Origin of the sequence: Streptomyces radicis (assembly GCF_003626575.1) — a bacterium.
GTDB classification, from domain to species: domain Bacteria; phylum Actinomycetota; class Actinomycetes; order Streptomycetales; family Streptomycetaceae; genus Streptomyces; species Streptomyces radicis.
Window position 1 is genome coordinate 258,041 of sequence record NZ_RBDY01000006.1, and the last position, 14,975, is coordinate 273,015.

Genomic DNA, 14,975 nt, shown 5'->3' on the forward strand with positions numbered 1-14,975 from the left:
CTTTCGGTGTGTGCCGGGGTCTCCTGTTATGTACCTGCCATACGCCTGGCGGAAACTACGCGCGTAACCGCCGGCCCGCGCCCCTCAGGCGATCGGCTCGTCGGCGCGCGTCACCCGCTGCGTCCCCGAGCGGGTGAGGTACGAACGCGCCAACGCGCTCGTGGCCGCCGGGTCCGCGCGGTCGGAGAGCGCGAAGTAGTCCATCCGCGCCCGCTCGGCGGTGATGTCGAGGACCGCGTAGCCGTGCGAGTCCATGTCCACCCAGCGGACATGCCGGTTGGCCGCGCGGACGGCCGCCTCGGCGACGCCCGAGAGGGTGTGGGGCGGCACGCCCAGGATGTCGTCGAGGTTGTCCGAGGTGACGGACGTGACCACGAACTCCGTGGCCACGGACGGCGACAGCGGATACAGCGCGGCGTTCAACGGCACGTCGTTCGCCCAGTGCATGTGGATGTCGCCGGTCAGGAACACGGTGTTGGCGATGCCCTGGCCGTGCAGGTGGCCGAGCAGCCGCTCGCGGTCGTGCGTGTAGCCGTCCCACTGGTCGGTGCCGACGGCAAGGCCGCCCGCGGGGATGCCGAGGCACTCGGCGATCGGCCCGAGGAGGTGGGCGGGGACCGAGCCGAACGCCACGGGCGAGATCATCACGGAGTTGCCGACCAGGTGCCAGCGGGCGTCGGAGGCGGACAACCCCGAGGTGAGCCACTCCAGTTGGGCGCGCCCGGCGATCGTGCGGTCGGGGGAGTCGACCGCCCCTTCGCCGATGCCGACCTGCTGGTCGCGGAACGAGCGCAGGTCGAGGAGGTGCAGATCGGCCAGGCCGCCGAACCGCAGCCGCCGGTAGGTCGTCCCCTCGATCGCGGGCCGCACCGGCATCCACTCGAAGTACGCCTGGACGGCGGCCTCCCGGCGCGCCGACCACGCGCCCTCCGCGCCCTCGGTGTGGTTCTCGGCGCCGTCCCGCCAGCTGTTGTTCGCGGTCTCGTGGTCGTCCCAGATCGCGATCACGGGGTGGGCGGCGTGCAGCGCGGCGAGGTCGGGGTCGGTGCGCTGATGGCCGTGCCGGACGCGGTAGTCGGCCAGCGTCAGCACCTCGTGCGCCGGCTCATGGCGCCGCACGGGCTCGGCCGGGTACTCGCCCGTGCCGTACTCGTAGACGTAGTCGCCCAGGTGCAGCACCGCGTGCAGGTCGGCCCGGGCGGCGAGGTGGCGGTAGGCGGCGAAGTGGCCCGCCTCGTAGTTGGAGCAGGAGACGACGCCGAACCGCAGGCTCGCGGGATCCGCGCCGTCCGCGGGCGCGGTGCGGGTGCGGCCCGCGGGCGAACGGACGCCGCCCGCCGCGAACCTGAAGTGGTACGCGGTGTCGGGCAGCAGGCCGCGCACATCGGCCTTGACGGTGTGGTCGGCCGCGGCGCTCGCGACGACCCGGCCGCGCGCCACGACGGCGGCGAAGTCCGCGTCGGTGGCGATCTCCCACTCCACCTCGACCTCGGGCCCGGCCCCCGACCCCGGCACCGCGCCCGGCACGGGCGTGACCCGCGTCCACAGCAGCACGCCGTCGGGCAGCGGGTCGCCCGAGGCGACGCCATGGAGGAACCCGGGCGCGTCCCCGGCACCGGCTTCCCCGGCACCGGCCTCGCCCGCACCGGCCTCGCCCGCGACGGCGAGCGGCAGGGCGGCGGCGACGGCGGCGGTCGTGACGACGGCGCGGCGGGAGGGTCCGAGGGGGTTCACGAGGGCAGATGCTAGAGCAGGAGCCCGCGAAGTCCGCCCGGAATCCGAAGAGTTCGCCGCCCGGCCGCCCATCGTCCGCCGAGCCGTCGCCCGGTGGCTCGCCGGGGGACTCGGGCCGTGGTGTGATGGGCGCGTGGGGCAGGGTGTCGAGGACAGCAATCGCCGCATGCTGCGGGCGCGGGACGCGATGGATCGCGCCTACGCGCAGCCGCTCGACGTCGCGGCGCTCGCGCGGATCGCGCAGGTGTCCCCCGCGCACTTCGCGCGGACGTTCAGGGCCACGTTCGGCGAGACGCCGCACCGCTATCTGCAACGCCGCCGCGTCGAGCGGGCGATGTTCCTGCTGCGGGCGACGGACCGCGCGGTGACGGACATCTGCTTCGAGGTGGGCTTCGGCAGCCCGGGCACGTTCAGCCGGACGTTCCACGCCATCGTCGGGCGCTCGCCGAGGGCGTACCGGCGCGAGGCGGTGGCCACGGGCGTTCCGACGTGCTTCACGATGGCGTGGACGCGACCGTCGGCCCATGGAGATTGAGCAGTTCTGGATAAGTTCTTGTCCGGTTCTGCCCGCTAACGTAACGCGCATGTTCAACGCCCTTACCCACTCACAGCTCTATGTCCTCGACCAGGACCAGGCCCTCGACTTCTACGTGGGCACGCTCGGCCTCGAGGTCACCACCGACACCGACCTGGGCTTCATGCGCTGGCTGACCGTGAACGTCCCTGGGCAGCCCGACCGCGAGATCCTGCTGGAACGCCCTGGCCCGCCCGCGATGTCCGAGGAGACGGCGGCGCGGGTCCGCGAACTGATGGCCAAGGGCGCGCTCGGCGGCCACCTCTTCTTCCGCACGGACGACTGCCGGAAGACATACGAGACGCTGCTGGCGCGCGGCGTCGAGTTCACCCAGGGCCCGGTCGAACAGCCCTACGGCATCGACTGCGGCCTGCGCGACCCGTTCGGCAACCACATCCGCTTCAGCCAGCCGAAGGTCTGAGCCGGGCGCGTCACCCCGGGGCGCCCGATCAGGGACGCCCGGTCAGGGACGGCGGGCGAAGATCCAGCGGTTGGGGGCCAGGGGGTCGTTCGGCTCGGGGAGGGGGCCCCGGCCGTGGTGGCGGGTGAAGTCGAACGGCGTGTGAACGGCCGTGGACCAGCCCCGGGTCCGCAGGTCGGCGGCCGAGTCGGGGCGCGGGTCGCCGTCGAAGAGCGCGAGCAGGTCCACGCCGATCTGCCGCCTTGTCGCGCGGTAGACGGGGCTGTCCCTGGCCATCGGCGCCCCGATGTCGAGCTTGGCCTCGTAGCCGAACGCGCTGCCCGGCGCGCTCAGCCGGTCCACGGTGGCGACGAGGTGGCGCTCGGCGGCGTGGGGGAGGTAGAGCAGCAGGCCCTCGGCCAGCCAGGTGGTGGGGACGTCCCGCTCGAAGCCCGCGGCGGTCAGCGCGCCCGCCCAGTCGTCGCGCAGGTCGGCGGCGACGGGGACGCGCGCCGCGCGGGGCGTGGCGCGGCGCCCGTCGAGCACCCCGCGCTTGAACGCCAGCACCTCCGCCCTGTCGATCTCGAAGACCGCGCAGCCCGGCGGCCAGTCGAGGCGGAACGCCCGCGCGTCCAACCCCGCGCCCAGGATGACGACTTGACGGGCTCCCGCGTGGGCCGAGCGCAGCGCGAAGTCGTCGATGACCCTGGTGCGCAGGCCGAAGTAGCGGCCCAGGCGCCCCCACAGGGGGTTCGCGTCGCCGTCCGGGACCTGCCGCGGGCGCGTCGGCCAGCCCGCGGAGGCCCGCGCGGCGCGCACGAAGTGCTCGGCGTGCGCGTCCCTGGCCAGGGCGTCGACGCGGTGCGTCTCGATCGCCCGCGCGGCGGCGACCATCAGCGCGGTCAGGCCGACGCCGCCCTCGATGCCCGCGCCGACCCCCGCGCCGGGGTCGGGGGCGCTGCCGGGGACGCTGCCGGGAACGGTATCGCTGTCGACGTCGCCCACGCGGCCGCCTCCTCGGGGGTGAGTGTGGTGGTGCGGGCGCCGTAGACCAGGCGCATGAAGCGCAGGATCTCCGCGTCCGGCAGGTGCAGGCTCGCGGTGCAGTCCGTCAGGACCGTCACATGGAACCCCTTCTGGAACGCCGTCCGCGCCGTCGAGTCCACGCAGACGTCCGTGAACAGGCCGACAAACACCAGGTGCCCCACGCCGCGCTCGCTCAGGTGCCGCTCGAACCCGTCGCTGAGGAACGCGTCGAAGCACGCCCGTTTCGTGAAGACCCGCTCACCGGGGGCCGGGGCCACCTTGTGGAACTCCGCCCCGCTCGAGCCCTCGCGGCACTTGGGCCGCTTGCCCAGCAGCTCGTCCCTGCGCCGCCAGCTGGGCCGTTGGTGCTCGACGTCGCCGACGAAGCGGACGAAGACGACCTCGGTGCCGCCGTGCCGCGCGGCGTCGACGGCGCGGGCGGCGTTCGTGGTCACCCGGTCCAACGCCGTGGGATCGCCGGGGAATCCGGCGCTGAAGTCGCTCTGGAGGTCGACGGCGATCAGCGCCGTGCCGCCCCCGGCGGTCATGACCCGGCCACCGGCGTCGGCCCCGCGGTCGCGACAACGTCGGCGAACACGTCGGCGAACGCGTCGAGGAACGCGTCCACCACCGCCGTCGTCGTGTGCCGCCCCCCGGCGTCCGGGGTCCCCACGCCCCGCTCGCGCATGGCCAGCAGGGCGCGCTCCGCCGCGTCCACCGCGCCCGGGCAGCCGACGTGCCGCTCGGCGATGGCCGCCGCGGCGCGCACGGTGGCCAGGGGGTTGACCGTGTCGCGGCCCGCCAGGTCGTCGGCGGAGCCGTGCACGGTCTGGTACTCGACGAGCCCGGCCACGTCGGGGTCGAGGTGGACGTTCTCCGTGCAGCGGCTCTCCTGGCGCTCGGAGCCGAAGCGGTCGAGCAGGATGACATGCATGATGTCGCCCCATTCGTTACCGGCGACGATCACGGTGCGCGGCGCGGGCCCTTGCTCGACCAGGTCGCGGTTCACCGTGTCGGGCTGGCACAACTCGATGCGCACGCCCCGCCGGTGGGCGATCTCGGTCACCCAGGCGTCCAGGGCGCCGTCGAGCAGGTGGAACTTGTACGCCATGACCACGCGCCCCACCTCCCGGCCGGGCCACTGCCGCCGCGCCCGCCGCAGCGCGAGCGCGACGACCTCGTCGGTGACCGCGTGGCTGAACGTCTGGGTGCGGGTGACGGTGCCGGGCGCGTGCTCGTTCTCGCCGGTGTAGAAGCCCTGGGCCTGGTCGCGGACGAGCAGCATCGACGCGTCGCCCGAGCCGATGGGGTCCACCTTCACCGCCCGCAGGCGCTGCCGCACGAGGTAGAGCGACTGGGCGTTGATCGCCGTGCGGAAGACGGCCGTGACCCCGGCGGCGGCCAGGGAGCGGCAGAAGCGCTCGTAGTGCTCGGCGTCCGCGCGGGTCAGCTCGCGGACGCGCTCGATCCCGCCCTCGGCCTTGAGCGACACATAGGAGTGGTACGCCCTCGGCGAGCGCACGAGGTCGACCTCGCGCCCGTACGCCCTGGCGACCTCCCCCACGACCCGCTCGAAGACCGCCGCCAACTCCGGCCCCGTCCCCCGCCCGACGGCGAGCCCGACGGCCGACTTCACGGTGCTCCACCCATGCTGAACCCCATCTCTCCCCGACGGCTTCCCGACGGCTTCCCGACGACATCCCCGATGGCTCGGAACGCCCTCCACTATCCGTTCGAGGGGGCGGGTGGGGGCGAGGAGCCGGGAATTGTTCACCGAAAAGGGTGAGATGCACTGGCCAATGGTTTGGCCGCGGCGCGGCGCGGGGGGTCGCGCGCCGCGCGACCCCCAACACTTAGCCCTTGCGTAAACCATTTTCATCCGCAACACTTAGCTCCATGGCACAGTATTCGGCGCACCTGGACGGTGTGTTCGTCGCCCTCGCCGACCCGACCCGGCGCGCCGTGGTCCGGCGCCTCGGCCACGGGCCCACGAGCGTCGGCGACCTCGCCCGCGCGTTCCCGATGACCCTGCCCTCGTTCATGAAGCACGTGCGGACGCTCGAGTCGAACGGGCTCATCCGCACGGTCAAGTCGGGCCGGGTGCGCACCTGCGTGCTCAACCGCGAGCGGCTCGCCCTCGTCGACGACTGGCTCGCGGAGCAGCGCCGCGTCTGGGAGGAGCGCACCGACCGCCTGGAGCGGTTCGTCACCGACCCCGAGGAGAACAGACAGTGAATCCCGACCTCGACCTCGCCTTGCGGCGGATCATCCGCGCCCCGGTCGCGACCGTGTGGCGCGCGTGGACCGACCCGACCCGGCTCGCGCGATGGTGGGTCCCCGCCCCGACCCGCTGCCGGGTGGACCGCCTGGAGCTGCGCCCTGGCGGGGCGTTCGTGACGTGGCTGAGCGACGAAGGGGCCGAGTTCGTCCCGCACCTGGACGCCTGCTTCCTCGCCGTCGACGAGCTCAGACGGATCGTGTTCACGAACGCGATCGACAGCGAATGGCGCCCCGCGCACCCCGACCCCGTCGCGATGACCACCACGGTCACGCTCGACGATCACCCCGACGGCACGGACTACCGGATGGTCGTCCGGCACGGCGACCCCGAGGCCCGCGCCCAGCACGAGCGGCTCGGCTTCGCGGACGGCGTGGGCTCGGTCGTCGGCCAGCTGGCCGCGCTCGCCGAGGGCGCGGCCCCGCGCTGAGGATCGCCCTCACCGGGCTCGTCACGCTCGACGGGGTCAGCCAGGGTCCCGGCTCGCCCGATCCGTTCACCGAGCCGATCCGTTCACCGAGCGGATGAACGCGCCGCCGTAGTACGTCGTGGCGAACGCCGCCACCCCCTGCGGGACATCTCCGGCGGAACGGCTCAGCCCGCGGGGCAGCTCTCGCGGAACGGGATGTCGGGGGCGAGCTCGGCCCACTCCCACGCGTGGAGGCCGCCGCCCGCGACGCGGCAGGCCATGCCGACCGTGTCCGCCGCGATGGCCGGGTGATCGCCCAGGTCGTACACGAACGAGCCACCGCCGCTCGCCGTCACCAGATACCGCCCATCGGGGGAGAACACCGCGTCCAGCACGGCGTCCTCATGCGTCGGGAGCCTGAACGCCACGTGCGGCTCGGCGCGTTCGCCCACGGCCCACACGCGGACCGTTCCGTCGTTGGCGGCCCCCAGCACCAGATCGCCGCCCGGGTGGAACGCCAGGTGCGACATCACATCGCCTCCCGGCTCGGTGCTGCCCACCACCTCGGGGGCGCCCGGCCCTTCGACGTCCCACAGCAACAGGTTGTTGCTCTCGATGCTTCCGAGCCACCCCTCGGTCACCACGGTCGCGCCATCGGGGGCGAGGACGGCGGGATCGCCGGGCCGCTGCGCCCGGTCGAGCTCGACGGCGTCCCCGGTCGAGACGTCCCACAGGCTGACGCCGGTGCTCTCGGGTATGAGGAGGCGACGGTTGTCGGGGAGGAACGCGAGGTCACCCACCGAGGCGGTCGACTCGAACGACGCGACCTCGGAAGGGCGCGCGGGATCGCTGACATCCCAGACCAGGACGTTGTCGCCCCTGTGCGCCAGCAGCGAGCCGTCGGGGGAGAGGGCGAGGGAGTCCACCACCCCTTCCTCGACGTCGAGTTGGCCCAGCTGACGCGGCTCGGCCGGGTCGGTGACGTTCCACAGCGCCAGCTCGCCGTCGCCGTGCAGCGCGGCCAGCAGCCCGCCGTCCGCGCTGAACGCGACGTCGATGACGCCGCTCTCGGGGCGTCCCCGCAGAGTGGCGACAACGCCGGGCGCGGCCGGGTCGGTCATGTCGAGCAGCCGGACCTCGGGCCCTTGGCCGACGGCCAGCGTGGTGCCACCGCCCCCCGTCGGCCAAGCGCGCGCCGTGCCCAGGATCGGCTCGGGAACGATGTCGATCCCCCGGAGGTCCGCCAGGTCCCAGCGGATGGTCTCGAACGCGATGCCGTCCACCGAGAGCAGCGAGCGGCCCTCGGGGTCGAACGCCAACGCCTCGACGATGTAGCCATGCCCCATCAGGCGGGTCTCCTCGACCGGCTCCCTCGGGTCGCGCACGTCCCACAGCGCGATGTTCGGGTCGAATCCGGCGCTGGCGAGTCGGCGCCCGTCGGGTGAGAAGGCGAGCGTCCCGATCGTCTCGGTGTGGGCCGTCCACTCGGCCAACTCCTCCGGATCACCGGGTGAGTTGACGTCGAAGAGCCGAATCGCGCGATCCTCCCCCACGGCCAGCAGGCCGCCATCGGCGCTGAACACGACCGCCGCGCGGAAGGCCTCGTCCACCCAGCCGCCCGCGCGGGGTCGCGCGGGGTCACTCACATCCCACACGCGCACGCCCTCGAACCCCTGGACGGCGAGGGTCCGGCCGTCGGGCCCGAACGTCACGGCCGACGCGTGGTCCTCCTCCTCGGTGACCGAGAGCCGCCGAGGGCTTCGGGGGTCGGAGATGTCCCACAGGACAAGCGTCTCGCCGCTCTCGTGCTCCCATCCGATGGCGGCCAACGTCCCGCCGTCCGGGCTCAGTCCGACCGCCGTCGGCTCCCCCGACGCCCCCTCGATCCCCAACGACGCGAGGCGTTCGGGCTCGGCGCCCTCGGCGAACCCCGCGATGTCCCACAGCGAGACCGCGCCGTCGCCGCACAGCGTGGCCAGCGTCGCGCTGTCGGGGCCGCCGAGCGCGAGGGGTTCGCCGGAGTAGGAGTCGGTCCGGCAGGGCAGGTGCGCCAGCGGGGCACGCCGGTCGGAGCCGGGGCCCACGTCCCACAACGCCAGGTCCTCCTCGTCCGAAAGACCGGCCAGCGTCCGCCCGTCGGCGCCGAGCACGGTGACGCCGGGGAAGGCGGACGCGTCGTCCGCCGTCTCCAACTGGTCCGCGCCGCGGAACGGTTGGGTGGCCAGCGTGGTGTACAGCGCCTCGCGCGCCTCGGCCGTGGGGCGCAGCGCGTGGGCGGCCATGGCCAGGCGCAGCGACTCGCGCGGGTCGGTCGCGCGGGCGCTCTCGGCCTGGGCCAACAGGGCACGGTGGGTGGCGAGTTCGCCCTGCTGCTCGGCGTTGCGCCGCTGCTCGTTCGCGTTCCCCAGCTGGACCCACGCGACCGCGGTGGCGATCAGGGCCAGGCACAGCGCCACGGCCACCGCGCCGAGCGAGCGGCGCAGCGCGGTGACCCCGCGGGCCTCGCGGTGGCGTTCACGCTCCTCGGTCTCCTCGCTCGCGGCCACGAACACCCGTTCGCGCTCGGGGAGTTCGCCGAGCTCCAGCACCTCCTGGAGCCTGCTGCCCCGGTAGAGGTACGCCGGGTCACGCTCGGCCGCGTGCCACACGTCGGCGACCGCGCGCAGCTCCTGGCGCAGCAGCAGGGTGGCGGCGTCCTGCTCGATCCAGCGGCGCAGCTGCGGCCACTCCCGCAGCAGCGCCTCGTGTGCGATCTGCGCCGAGTCCCGGTCCACGGTGATCAGCCGCCGCTCGGCCAGCCGGTCGCACAGGTCCCTCGCGTTCGGCGGGAGGCCGTCGAGCAGGGTGGCGAGCGGCACGCGGTCGCGGACCGCCGAGCGGATGCCGGTGCCATCCGGGGCCAGGTGCACCATGCGGGGCAGCAACTTCCGTAGTGTGGCGCGCTGTTCGTCGTCGAGCTCCTCGTACAGGTCCTCGGTCGTGGTGGCGACCGAGCGCCAAATGCCGCCGACCGCCTCATATCCGGCGAGGGTGAGCCTGGTGCCGCTGCGCCGCTGCCAGGTCTCGCGCAGCACATGGGCGAGGAACGGCAGCGCGCCCGCCGTGTCGTCGCCTGGGCGGCCCTCGCGCAGGTCGTGCAGCAGCCGTTCGGTGAGCCCGCGCTCCAGGCGCAGACCGGCCACGGCCGCGGGGCCGTCGACGGCGGTGCGCAGCTCGCGTTCCCGCATCGGGGCAACGGTCAACTGGCCGCGTTCGAGGGCGCGTTCGAGGTCGGGGTGGGCCAGGCAGCTGCCGTAGTGGTCGGCGCGCAGCCCTAGCACCACGCGAGGGCGCGCCCCGGTGCCGCCGCCGCCCGCGAGCGCGGCGATGAACGAGCCCCGTTCATGCGGGTCCACACGGTGGGCGAACACCTCCTCGAACTGGTCGACGACCAGCAGCCCGCACGCCGGGCGGCCCGGGAGCGCCGGGGGGAGGCGGCCTTCGTCGAGCGCGTCCCGCACGTCGTCGCGCGCACGGCCTGTGGCCCCGGCCCACACCTCGGCGAGCGCGTCCAGCGGGCGTTCGCCGGGGGCGGGCAACAGCACGGCGGGCCACGGGACTTCGGGATCGCCCTCGGCATGGCGGCGTTCGAGGTGGCGGCGTTCGAGCCCGGCGAGCAGCCCGGCGCGCAGCAGTGAGGACTTGCCCGCGCCCGACGCGCCGACCAGGACCACGGGCCCATCGCCGGGGCCCGTGACGGCGTCGAGGAGCCGCTCGTTGAGCTCGTCACGGCCGAAGAAGTGACGGCTCTCCTCGGCCCTGAACGGCTCCAACCCCGGGTAGGGGCACGGCACATCGGCGGGCGGCTCGGCGCGCGCCCCTTCTTCGTCGGGGCCCGGCTCGGGGGCGGCGCGGTTGCGGGCGATGACCAACTCCCCCAGCGTTCCCTCGCTCTGCCGGGACGGGCGCACGCGACCGTCGGCGAACTCCCGGTCCAGCACGGCGAACACGCGGTCCGCCGTCAGCCAGGGCGGGCCCGTCGGGTCACCCTCGGTGAGGAGCCGCAGCAGGCGACCGCCGAAGAGGGTGTGCGGCTCGCCAGGGGGCGCGAACGACAGCTGGTAGTGGGAGGCCGAGGCCAGCAGGAGGCTGCCCCTGGGGCGGGCGGAGGCGAACGGCTGCCGCGCGCCGCCGCCCGTTCCGGGGGTCCTGGCGCGCCCGGAGAAGCAGCAGTCGAGGACGACGAGGCTGCCGTGCGACGCCTCGCCGAGCAGGTCGCGCAGGGTGCGGTAGGGGACGGCGCCCGCGATGTGCCCCGCGGATCGGCTCGCGTGGGTCGCGAGGTACAACTCGTCGCGCGGGCCCAGGAGTCCATGGCCGACGTAGGAGAGCAGCACGGGTCCCGTGGCGGCCAGGACCGCCTCCTCGACGGCGGCCACCACCTCGTCGGGGCCCGCCGCGCCCGGCACCCGGGTGACGCGCTCGGCCGCCATGCCGCAGACGTCGTGGAGCGCGTGCTCCAGGCCGTCGAGCGTGGCGTCCACGGTGGGCAGCTCGGGCAGGTCCGAGCCCGGGTCGTGGCGGCCCGTGCCGATCAGTACCGCGCGGGCGCCCGGAACGGCCAGGTCACCGCGCACGGCCCGGGTTCCCGCCCTCACCCTCGCCCTCGCCCGACGGCCTGGCCAGGCGCTCGGCAAGCGCGGCGATCTCATCCGGGCTCAGGCCTCGGACATGGCGGCTCGAGACGGTGACCTCGGTGCCGTCGGCCCTGGTCACGGTGACGGTGTAGCTGCCGCGGCGCGTCTGGACCCAGGCGATGAGCGCCCCCGCGAAGACGGCCGCGACGCCGCCGGGTTCGAGCAGGGCGACGAGGGCGTCGGCCGCCGGGCCCATCGTCCCGGCCTCGGGATCCGCGGGCCCCTCGGGGTGGACACGCCCCCGCAACTCCCGCTCGCCGACGAGCCATTGGCGCAGCTCCCGCGCGGCGGACGCCCCCTCGGCCCCGCCCTGATCCCCGTCCCCGCGCACGGTGATGACGACACGCATGTTCCCCCCGGCTGTCCCCCGATGTCCTCGGTGCTCCGAGGCTACCCATCGGCGGCCGAGGGCCGAAAGGCCGATGCCGGGGTCGACTCCGCCGTGCGCCCGGCGTGGGCGGACACGGCGGAGCCCCGGGCGCCGGGCGGGCGGCCGGGGCTCCGGAAGGGGGGTCAGGCCACGGCGGCGGGGACCAGGTGGTCGCCGGCGATGCCGGAGGCGTCGGGGGCGTAGTACTCGCGGATCCCCGCGGCCCACGTGTCGACCGTGACCCGGTCGTCATCGTCGGGGCCGAAGGCGTCGAACAGCTTGTGGATGTTGGGGAGTTCGAAGCCGATGGCGGTCATCAGCGCGACGAACACGGGCCGTTCGACGGTGCCGCTGCCGTCCACGTCGCCCAGGTGGGCGAGCGCGTCGGCGAACGCGCCGAGCGCCGCGTCGAACCGCTCGGGGGCGAGCACGATGGCCTTGAACTCCTCGAAGCTCACCTTGTTGTCGAGGTCGGTGTCCAACTCCCCGACCAGCGCGGTCCAGTACCCGCGGAACGCCTCCACCGCGGCCCCCTTGGCCGCCTCGTCCGCCCCTGGCACCGCCTGGACGACACGGTGCGCCATCAGGTCGAAGTCATCGGCCTCCAACTCCCCGTTCCCATTGGCGTCGAACAGCGCGAACACCACACTGACCCGGCTGACAGCTTCCGCCTTCATCAAGCCTCCCCTTCGCCCAACTTCACCTGACCGTCGGCACGATGGAACCAAGCGGGCGGGCAGGCAGGGGCCGAAGCGACGGAGGGTTCACCGGAACGAGTGAAAGCGGGGACTCGGACGGTTCGACGTTCCAGGCGGATCACGACACCCTTCGACGTCGGGGTGTTGCCCACGTCCGCCACGCCGTCCTGCGGGGCCACGACGTTCGTCCTGCCGATGCCGAGCGTCTCGTGCGGCGCGGCGCCGCTCGACTCGTGGCACGGGTCGGTCAGCACCCTGGCGACGCTCTGGACGCCGACCACCCCCGATCGCCGAGGGCCCCGCGGGACCCCCCGCGTCACCCCGCGGGACAGCCCCGGCCCCGTCCCGGCCCGCACACCCTGATCCGCAGCCCCACCCGTCCCCCCAGCAGCGGCGTTCCGCCCCTGAGTACACCTCTCGGGTGTACTCAGCACCACCCCACGTTCGGGCCGTGGACCCAGTGTCCGCGTCCGCGACCGTCCGTAACTTTGTAGACGTGGCGCACAGGGCGCCGGACGGGAAAGGGATGACCAATGTTTCGTCGGAACCGCGGGGCCGGGCCTGCCAGGAGCGCGGAGGCCCTGCGTCTCGATGGCGTCAGCAAGGTCTACGGCTCCGCCGACAACGCCGTGGCCGCGCTCGACAACGTGTCGCTGAGCCTGCCCGCCGGGACCTTCACCGCGGTGATGGGCCCCTCGGGCTCGGGGAAGTCGACGCTCCTCCAGTGCGCGGCCGGACTCGACCGCCCCGACTCGGGGACCGTGACGGTCGACGGAGCGAAGATGACCGGGCACGGGGAGTCCGGGCTCGCGAAGTTCCGCCGGCGCCGGATCGGATTCATCTTCCAGCAGTACAACCTGATGCCCACCCTCACGGTGGAGCAGAACACCACGCTCCCGCTCAAGCTGGCCCGGCGCCGGATCAACCGGGCGCGCACCCGCGAGGTGCTCACGCACGTGGGCCTCGGGGAGCGCCTCGACCACCTGCCCGACCAGCTCTCCGGCGGTCAGCGGCAGCGCGTCGCCATCGCGCGGGCGCTGGTCACCGAGCCCAGCGTGATCTTCGCGGACGAGCCGACCGGCGCGCTCGACATGCGCAGCGCGCGGGACGTGCTGCGACTGCTGCGGGAGAGCGTGCAGGAGCACGGCAGGACGGTGGTCATGGTGACCCACGACCCGGTGGCGGCCTCGTATGCCGACTGGGTGCTGTTCCTGGCGGACGGCCGACTCGCCGGCGACATGTACGCGCCGACCGTGGACGCCGTTGCCGAGCGCCTGGCGCACCTCGGCGACACGGTGGCCCAGGGCGCCAACGGCCACCACACGCACCACGCCGACGCCCACCACCTCGACGCCCACACCATCAACGTCCGGACGGGGGACTGACCCATGATGCTGTCACTCGCGATGCGATCGGTCCGGCAGCGGCCGGGACGGTTCGTCGGCACCCTGATGGCCGCGACGCTCGGCGCGGCGATCACCATGATGTTCAACTCGCTGCACGACACGGCCGGGGCGGTGGGCGTGGACGACGCGAGCTCCGAGACGTTGACGCTCACCGGCGGCGTGGTCGGCGGCTACGGCTCGCTGCTGGTGTTCTTCGCGATCGCCTCCACGCTGACGATCAACGTCCGCCAGCGGCAGGAGGAGTTGCACCTGCTGCGCTGCTCGGGGGCGACCCCGGCACAGATCAAGCGGATGGTGATGGTCGAGGCCCTCGCGGTCGCGGTGGTCGGCGCCCTGCTCGCCGTCCTCCCCGCGATGCTGGGCGGGCGGCTGCTGCTCGAGATGTTCAAGGACACCGACCAGGTGGCGGGCGGCGTGGACTACGCGTTCGGCCCGATCGCGCTCGGCTCCGGGTTCGGCATCACGCTGATCGCCTCCATGGGCGCCGCCTTCCTCGCGGTGCGCAGGGCGACCAGGGCGGCGGACGGGGGGCGCGCGCCGCGCGGCCGCGCGCGCACCATCGGTGGGCTGCTCGCGCTGGTCGCGGGCGCGGGCGGCGCGTCGACGACGTTCGCGATGCCGTCGGACGACCCGGCGCTGATGGCCCCCGCGGCCTATGGCGCGATCCTGCTGTCGATCGGCTTCGCGGCCCTCTCGCCGGGGCTGCTGCGGATGCTGCTCACCGTCTTCGGGCGGCCGGTCTCGCTGATCGGCGGCGCGGGCGGCTACCTGGCGGTCACCAACATCCGCCGCAGGGCCGACCAGCTGGCCGGTGTACTGATGCCGCTCATCTGCTTCACCGGGATCGGCATCGCCACGCTGTACATCCAGGCGGTGGAGAGCTCGGCGCTCGACGCCTCGGGCCTGACCAGGTCGGTCGACGACAAGAACGTCGAGACCGTCAACATGGTCGTGGTCGGCATCATCGTGATCTTCTCCTGCATCATGCTGATCAACTCCCTCTACGCGGCGGTCTCCTACCGCCGGGCGGAGTTCGGCCGCCAGCGGCTGATCGGGGCGACCCCGGCGCAGGTGCAGAAGATGGTCGTGGTCGAGGCCCTGGTGCTCGCGGGCATGGGGGTGTTCTTCGGAACGCTGGCCGGGCTCGCGGGGATCGTGCCCTTCACGGTGGCCAGGACGGACCAGACGCTGCCCGACGAGGGGCTCGGGATCTGGCTCGGCATCGTGGGCATCGCCGCGGCGGCGACGCTGGTGACCAGCCTGGTCACCGCGCGGCGCGCGCTGCGCGTCCCGGCCATCGAGTCGGTGGCGGTGGCCGCCTGAACCGGTCATCACCCCCCGCTCCCCGTCCCCAGCCACCCGAGGGCAGTCGCACCCCGCGACTGCCCTCGGTGGCGTTCGGGG

Annotated in this window: 14 protein-coding genes; 6 read left to right on the forward strand and 8 right to left on the reverse strand. The window is 73.8% G+C overall.

Going from position 1 to position 14,975, the window contains the following annotated elements:
- Positions 1–84: 84 nt before the first annotated feature.
- A complete protein-coding gene (locus D7318_RS11900) occupies positions 85–1,806 on the reverse strand; it encodes an alkaline phosphatase D family protein (protein ID WP_120696886.1) in 1,722 nt (573 codons plus the stop codon).
- Between the two features lie 94 nt (positions 1,807–1,900).
- Here D7318_RS11900 and D7318_RS11905 point away from each other — a divergent pair, with 94 nt between their 5' ends.
- Positions 1,901–2,269, forward strand: coding sequence for a helix-turn-helix domain-containing protein (locus D7318_RS11905; RefSeq protein WP_120696887.1), 369 nt, complete (start codon positions 1,901–1,903; stop codon positions 2,267–2,269).
- Between the two features lie 49 nt (positions 2,270–2,318).
- On the forward strand, positions 2,319–2,729 hold the full coding sequence (locus D7318_RS11910) for a VOC family protein (protein WP_120696888.1): 411 nt from the start codon (positions 2,319–2,321) through the stop codon (positions 2,727–2,729).
- A 42-nt stretch (positions 2,730–2,771) separates the two neighbouring features.
- Here D7318_RS11910 and D7318_RS11915 read toward each other — a convergent pair whose 3' ends face one another.
- Genes D7318_RS11915 through D7318_RS11925 form a run of 3 tightly spaced genes read right to left on the reverse strand, consistent with a single transcriptional unit; the run spans position 2,772 to position 5,370 of the window.
- Entirely contained in the window at positions 2,772–3,602 is an 831-nt protein-coding gene (locus D7318_RS11915; protein ID WP_120696936.1) for an SAM-dependent methyltransferase, read from the reverse strand.
- 8 nt (positions 3,603–3,610) lie between these two features.
- Entirely contained in the window at positions 3,611–4,282 is a 672-nt protein-coding gene (locus D7318_RS11920; RefSeq protein WP_120696889.1) for a cysteine hydrolase family protein, read from the reverse strand.
- Complete coding sequence (locus D7318_RS11925; RefSeq protein ID WP_183091372.1) at positions 4,279–5,370, reverse strand: isocitrate/isopropylmalate family dehydrogenase; 1,092 nt, start codon at positions 5,368–5,370, stop codon at positions 4,279–4,281. The genes D7318_RS11920 and D7318_RS11925 overlap by 4 nt, the downstream gene beginning before the upstream one ends.
- Before the next feature lie 260 nt (positions 5,371–5,630).
- Between D7318_RS11925 and D7318_RS11930 the strand changes: the two genes are divergently transcribed.
- A complete protein-coding gene (locus D7318_RS11930) occupies positions 5,631–5,969 on the forward strand; it encodes an ArsR/SmtB family transcription factor (protein ID WP_120696891.1) in 339 nt (112 codons plus the stop codon).
- Positions 5,966–6,442 carry an SRPBCC domain-containing protein gene (locus tag D7318_RS11935; protein ID WP_120696892.1) on the forward strand — a complete coding sequence of 159 codons (477 nt, stop codon included), beginning with the start codon at positions 5,966–5,968 and terminating at the stop codon, positions 6,440–6,442. Before D7318_RS11930 ends, D7318_RS11935 begins: the two co-directional genes overlap by 4 nt.
- A gap of 164 nt (positions 6,443–6,606) precedes the next feature.
- Here the strand turns inward: D7318_RS11935 and D7318_RS11940 are convergent, their stop codons facing one another.
- The 4 genes from D7318_RS11940 to D7318_RS11955 all read right to left on the reverse strand — a co-directional run bounded on the left by D7318_RS11940 (position 6,607) and on the right by D7318_RS11955 (position 12,419).
- Positions 6,607–11,037 (reverse strand): WD40 repeat domain-containing protein, encoded by a 4,431-nt coding sequence (locus tag D7318_RS11940; RefSeq protein ID WP_147437667.1) that lies wholly within the window; start codon positions 11,035–11,037, stop codon positions 6,607–6,609.
- Entirely contained in the window at positions 11,027–11,446 is a 420-nt protein-coding gene (locus D7318_RS11945) for an effector-associated constant component EACC1 (protein ID WP_120696894.1), read from the reverse strand. Before D7318_RS11945 ends, D7318_RS11940 begins: the two co-directional genes overlap by 11 nt.
- Positions 11,447–11,610: 164 nt before the next feature.
- Positions 11,611–12,144, reverse strand: a complete 534-nt coding sequence (locus D7318_RS11950) for an EF-hand domain-containing protein (RefSeq protein WP_120696895.1) — start codon at positions 12,142–12,144, stop codon at positions 11,611–11,613.
- Positions 12,144–12,419, reverse strand: coding sequence for a hypothetical protein (locus tag D7318_RS11955; protein WP_147437668.1), 276 nt, complete (start codon positions 12,417–12,419; stop codon positions 12,144–12,146). Before D7318_RS11955 ends, D7318_RS11950 begins: the two co-directional genes overlap by 1 nt.
- A 279-nt stretch (positions 12,420–12,698) precedes the next feature.
- On the opposite strand from D7318_RS11955, the gene D7318_RS11960 reads away from it, so the two are divergent.
- Both D7318_RS11960 and D7318_RS11965 read left to right on the forward strand, forming a co-directional pair.
- The gene (locus tag D7318_RS11960) at positions 12,699–13,550 is read left to right on the forward strand and encodes an ABC transporter ATP-binding protein (protein ID WP_120696897.1); all 852 of its coding nucleotides are present in this window, start codon (positions 12,699–12,701) and stop codon (positions 13,548–13,550) included.
- Between the two features lie 6 nt (positions 13,551–13,556).
- Complete coding sequence (locus D7318_RS11965; RefSeq protein WP_120696937.1) at positions 13,557–14,894, forward strand: ABC transporter permease; 1,338 nt, start codon at positions 13,557–13,559, stop codon at positions 14,892–14,894.
- The last annotated feature ends 81 nt before the right edge of the window (positions 14,895–14,975 follow it).

What these genes read in the sequence shown, in the direction of transcription:
- D7318_RS11900 (WP_120696886.1), bottom strand. Translation starts at nt 1,806, where the DNA reads ATGGGCGGCCGGGCGGCGAACTCTTCGGATTCCGGGCGGACTTCGCGG.
- D7318_RS11960 (WP_120696897.1), top strand. Translation starts at nt 12,699, where the DNA reads ATGTTTCGTCGGAACCGCGGGGCCGGGCCTGCCAGGAGCGCGGAGGCC.
- D7318_RS11950 (WP_120696895.1), bottom strand. Translation starts at nt 12,144, where the DNA reads ATGAAGGCGGAAGCTGTCAGCCGGGTCAGTGTGGTGTTCGCGCTGTTC.
- D7318_RS11945 (WP_120696894.1), bottom strand. Translation starts at nt 11,446, where the DNA reads ATGCGTGTCGTCATCACCGTGCGCGGGGACGGGGATCAGGGCGGGGCC.
- D7318_RS11905 (WP_120696887.1), top strand. Translation starts at nt 1,901, where the DNA reads ATGCTGCGGGCGCGGGACGCGATGGATCGCGCCTACGCGCAGCCGCTC.
- D7318_RS11965 (WP_120696937.1), top strand. Translation starts at nt 13,557, where the DNA reads ATGCTGTCACTCGCGATGCGATCGGTCCGGCAGCGGCCGGGACGGTTC.
- D7318_RS11915 (WP_120696936.1), bottom strand. Translation starts at nt 3,602, where the DNA reads ATGGTCGCCGCCGCGCGGGCGATCGAGACGCACCGCGTCGACGCCCTG.
- D7318_RS11910 (WP_120696888.1), top strand. Translation starts at nt 2,319, where the DNA reads ATGTTCAACGCCCTTACCCACTCACAGCTCTATGTCCTCGACCAGGAC.
- D7318_RS11930 (WP_120696891.1), top strand. Translation starts at nt 5,631, where the DNA reads ATGGCACAGTATTCGGCGCACCTGGACGGTGTGTTCGTCGCCCTCGCC.
- D7318_RS11920 (WP_120696889.1), bottom strand. Translation starts at nt 4,282, where the DNA reads ATGACCGCCGGGGGCGGCACGGCGCTGATCGCCGTCGACCTCCAGAGC.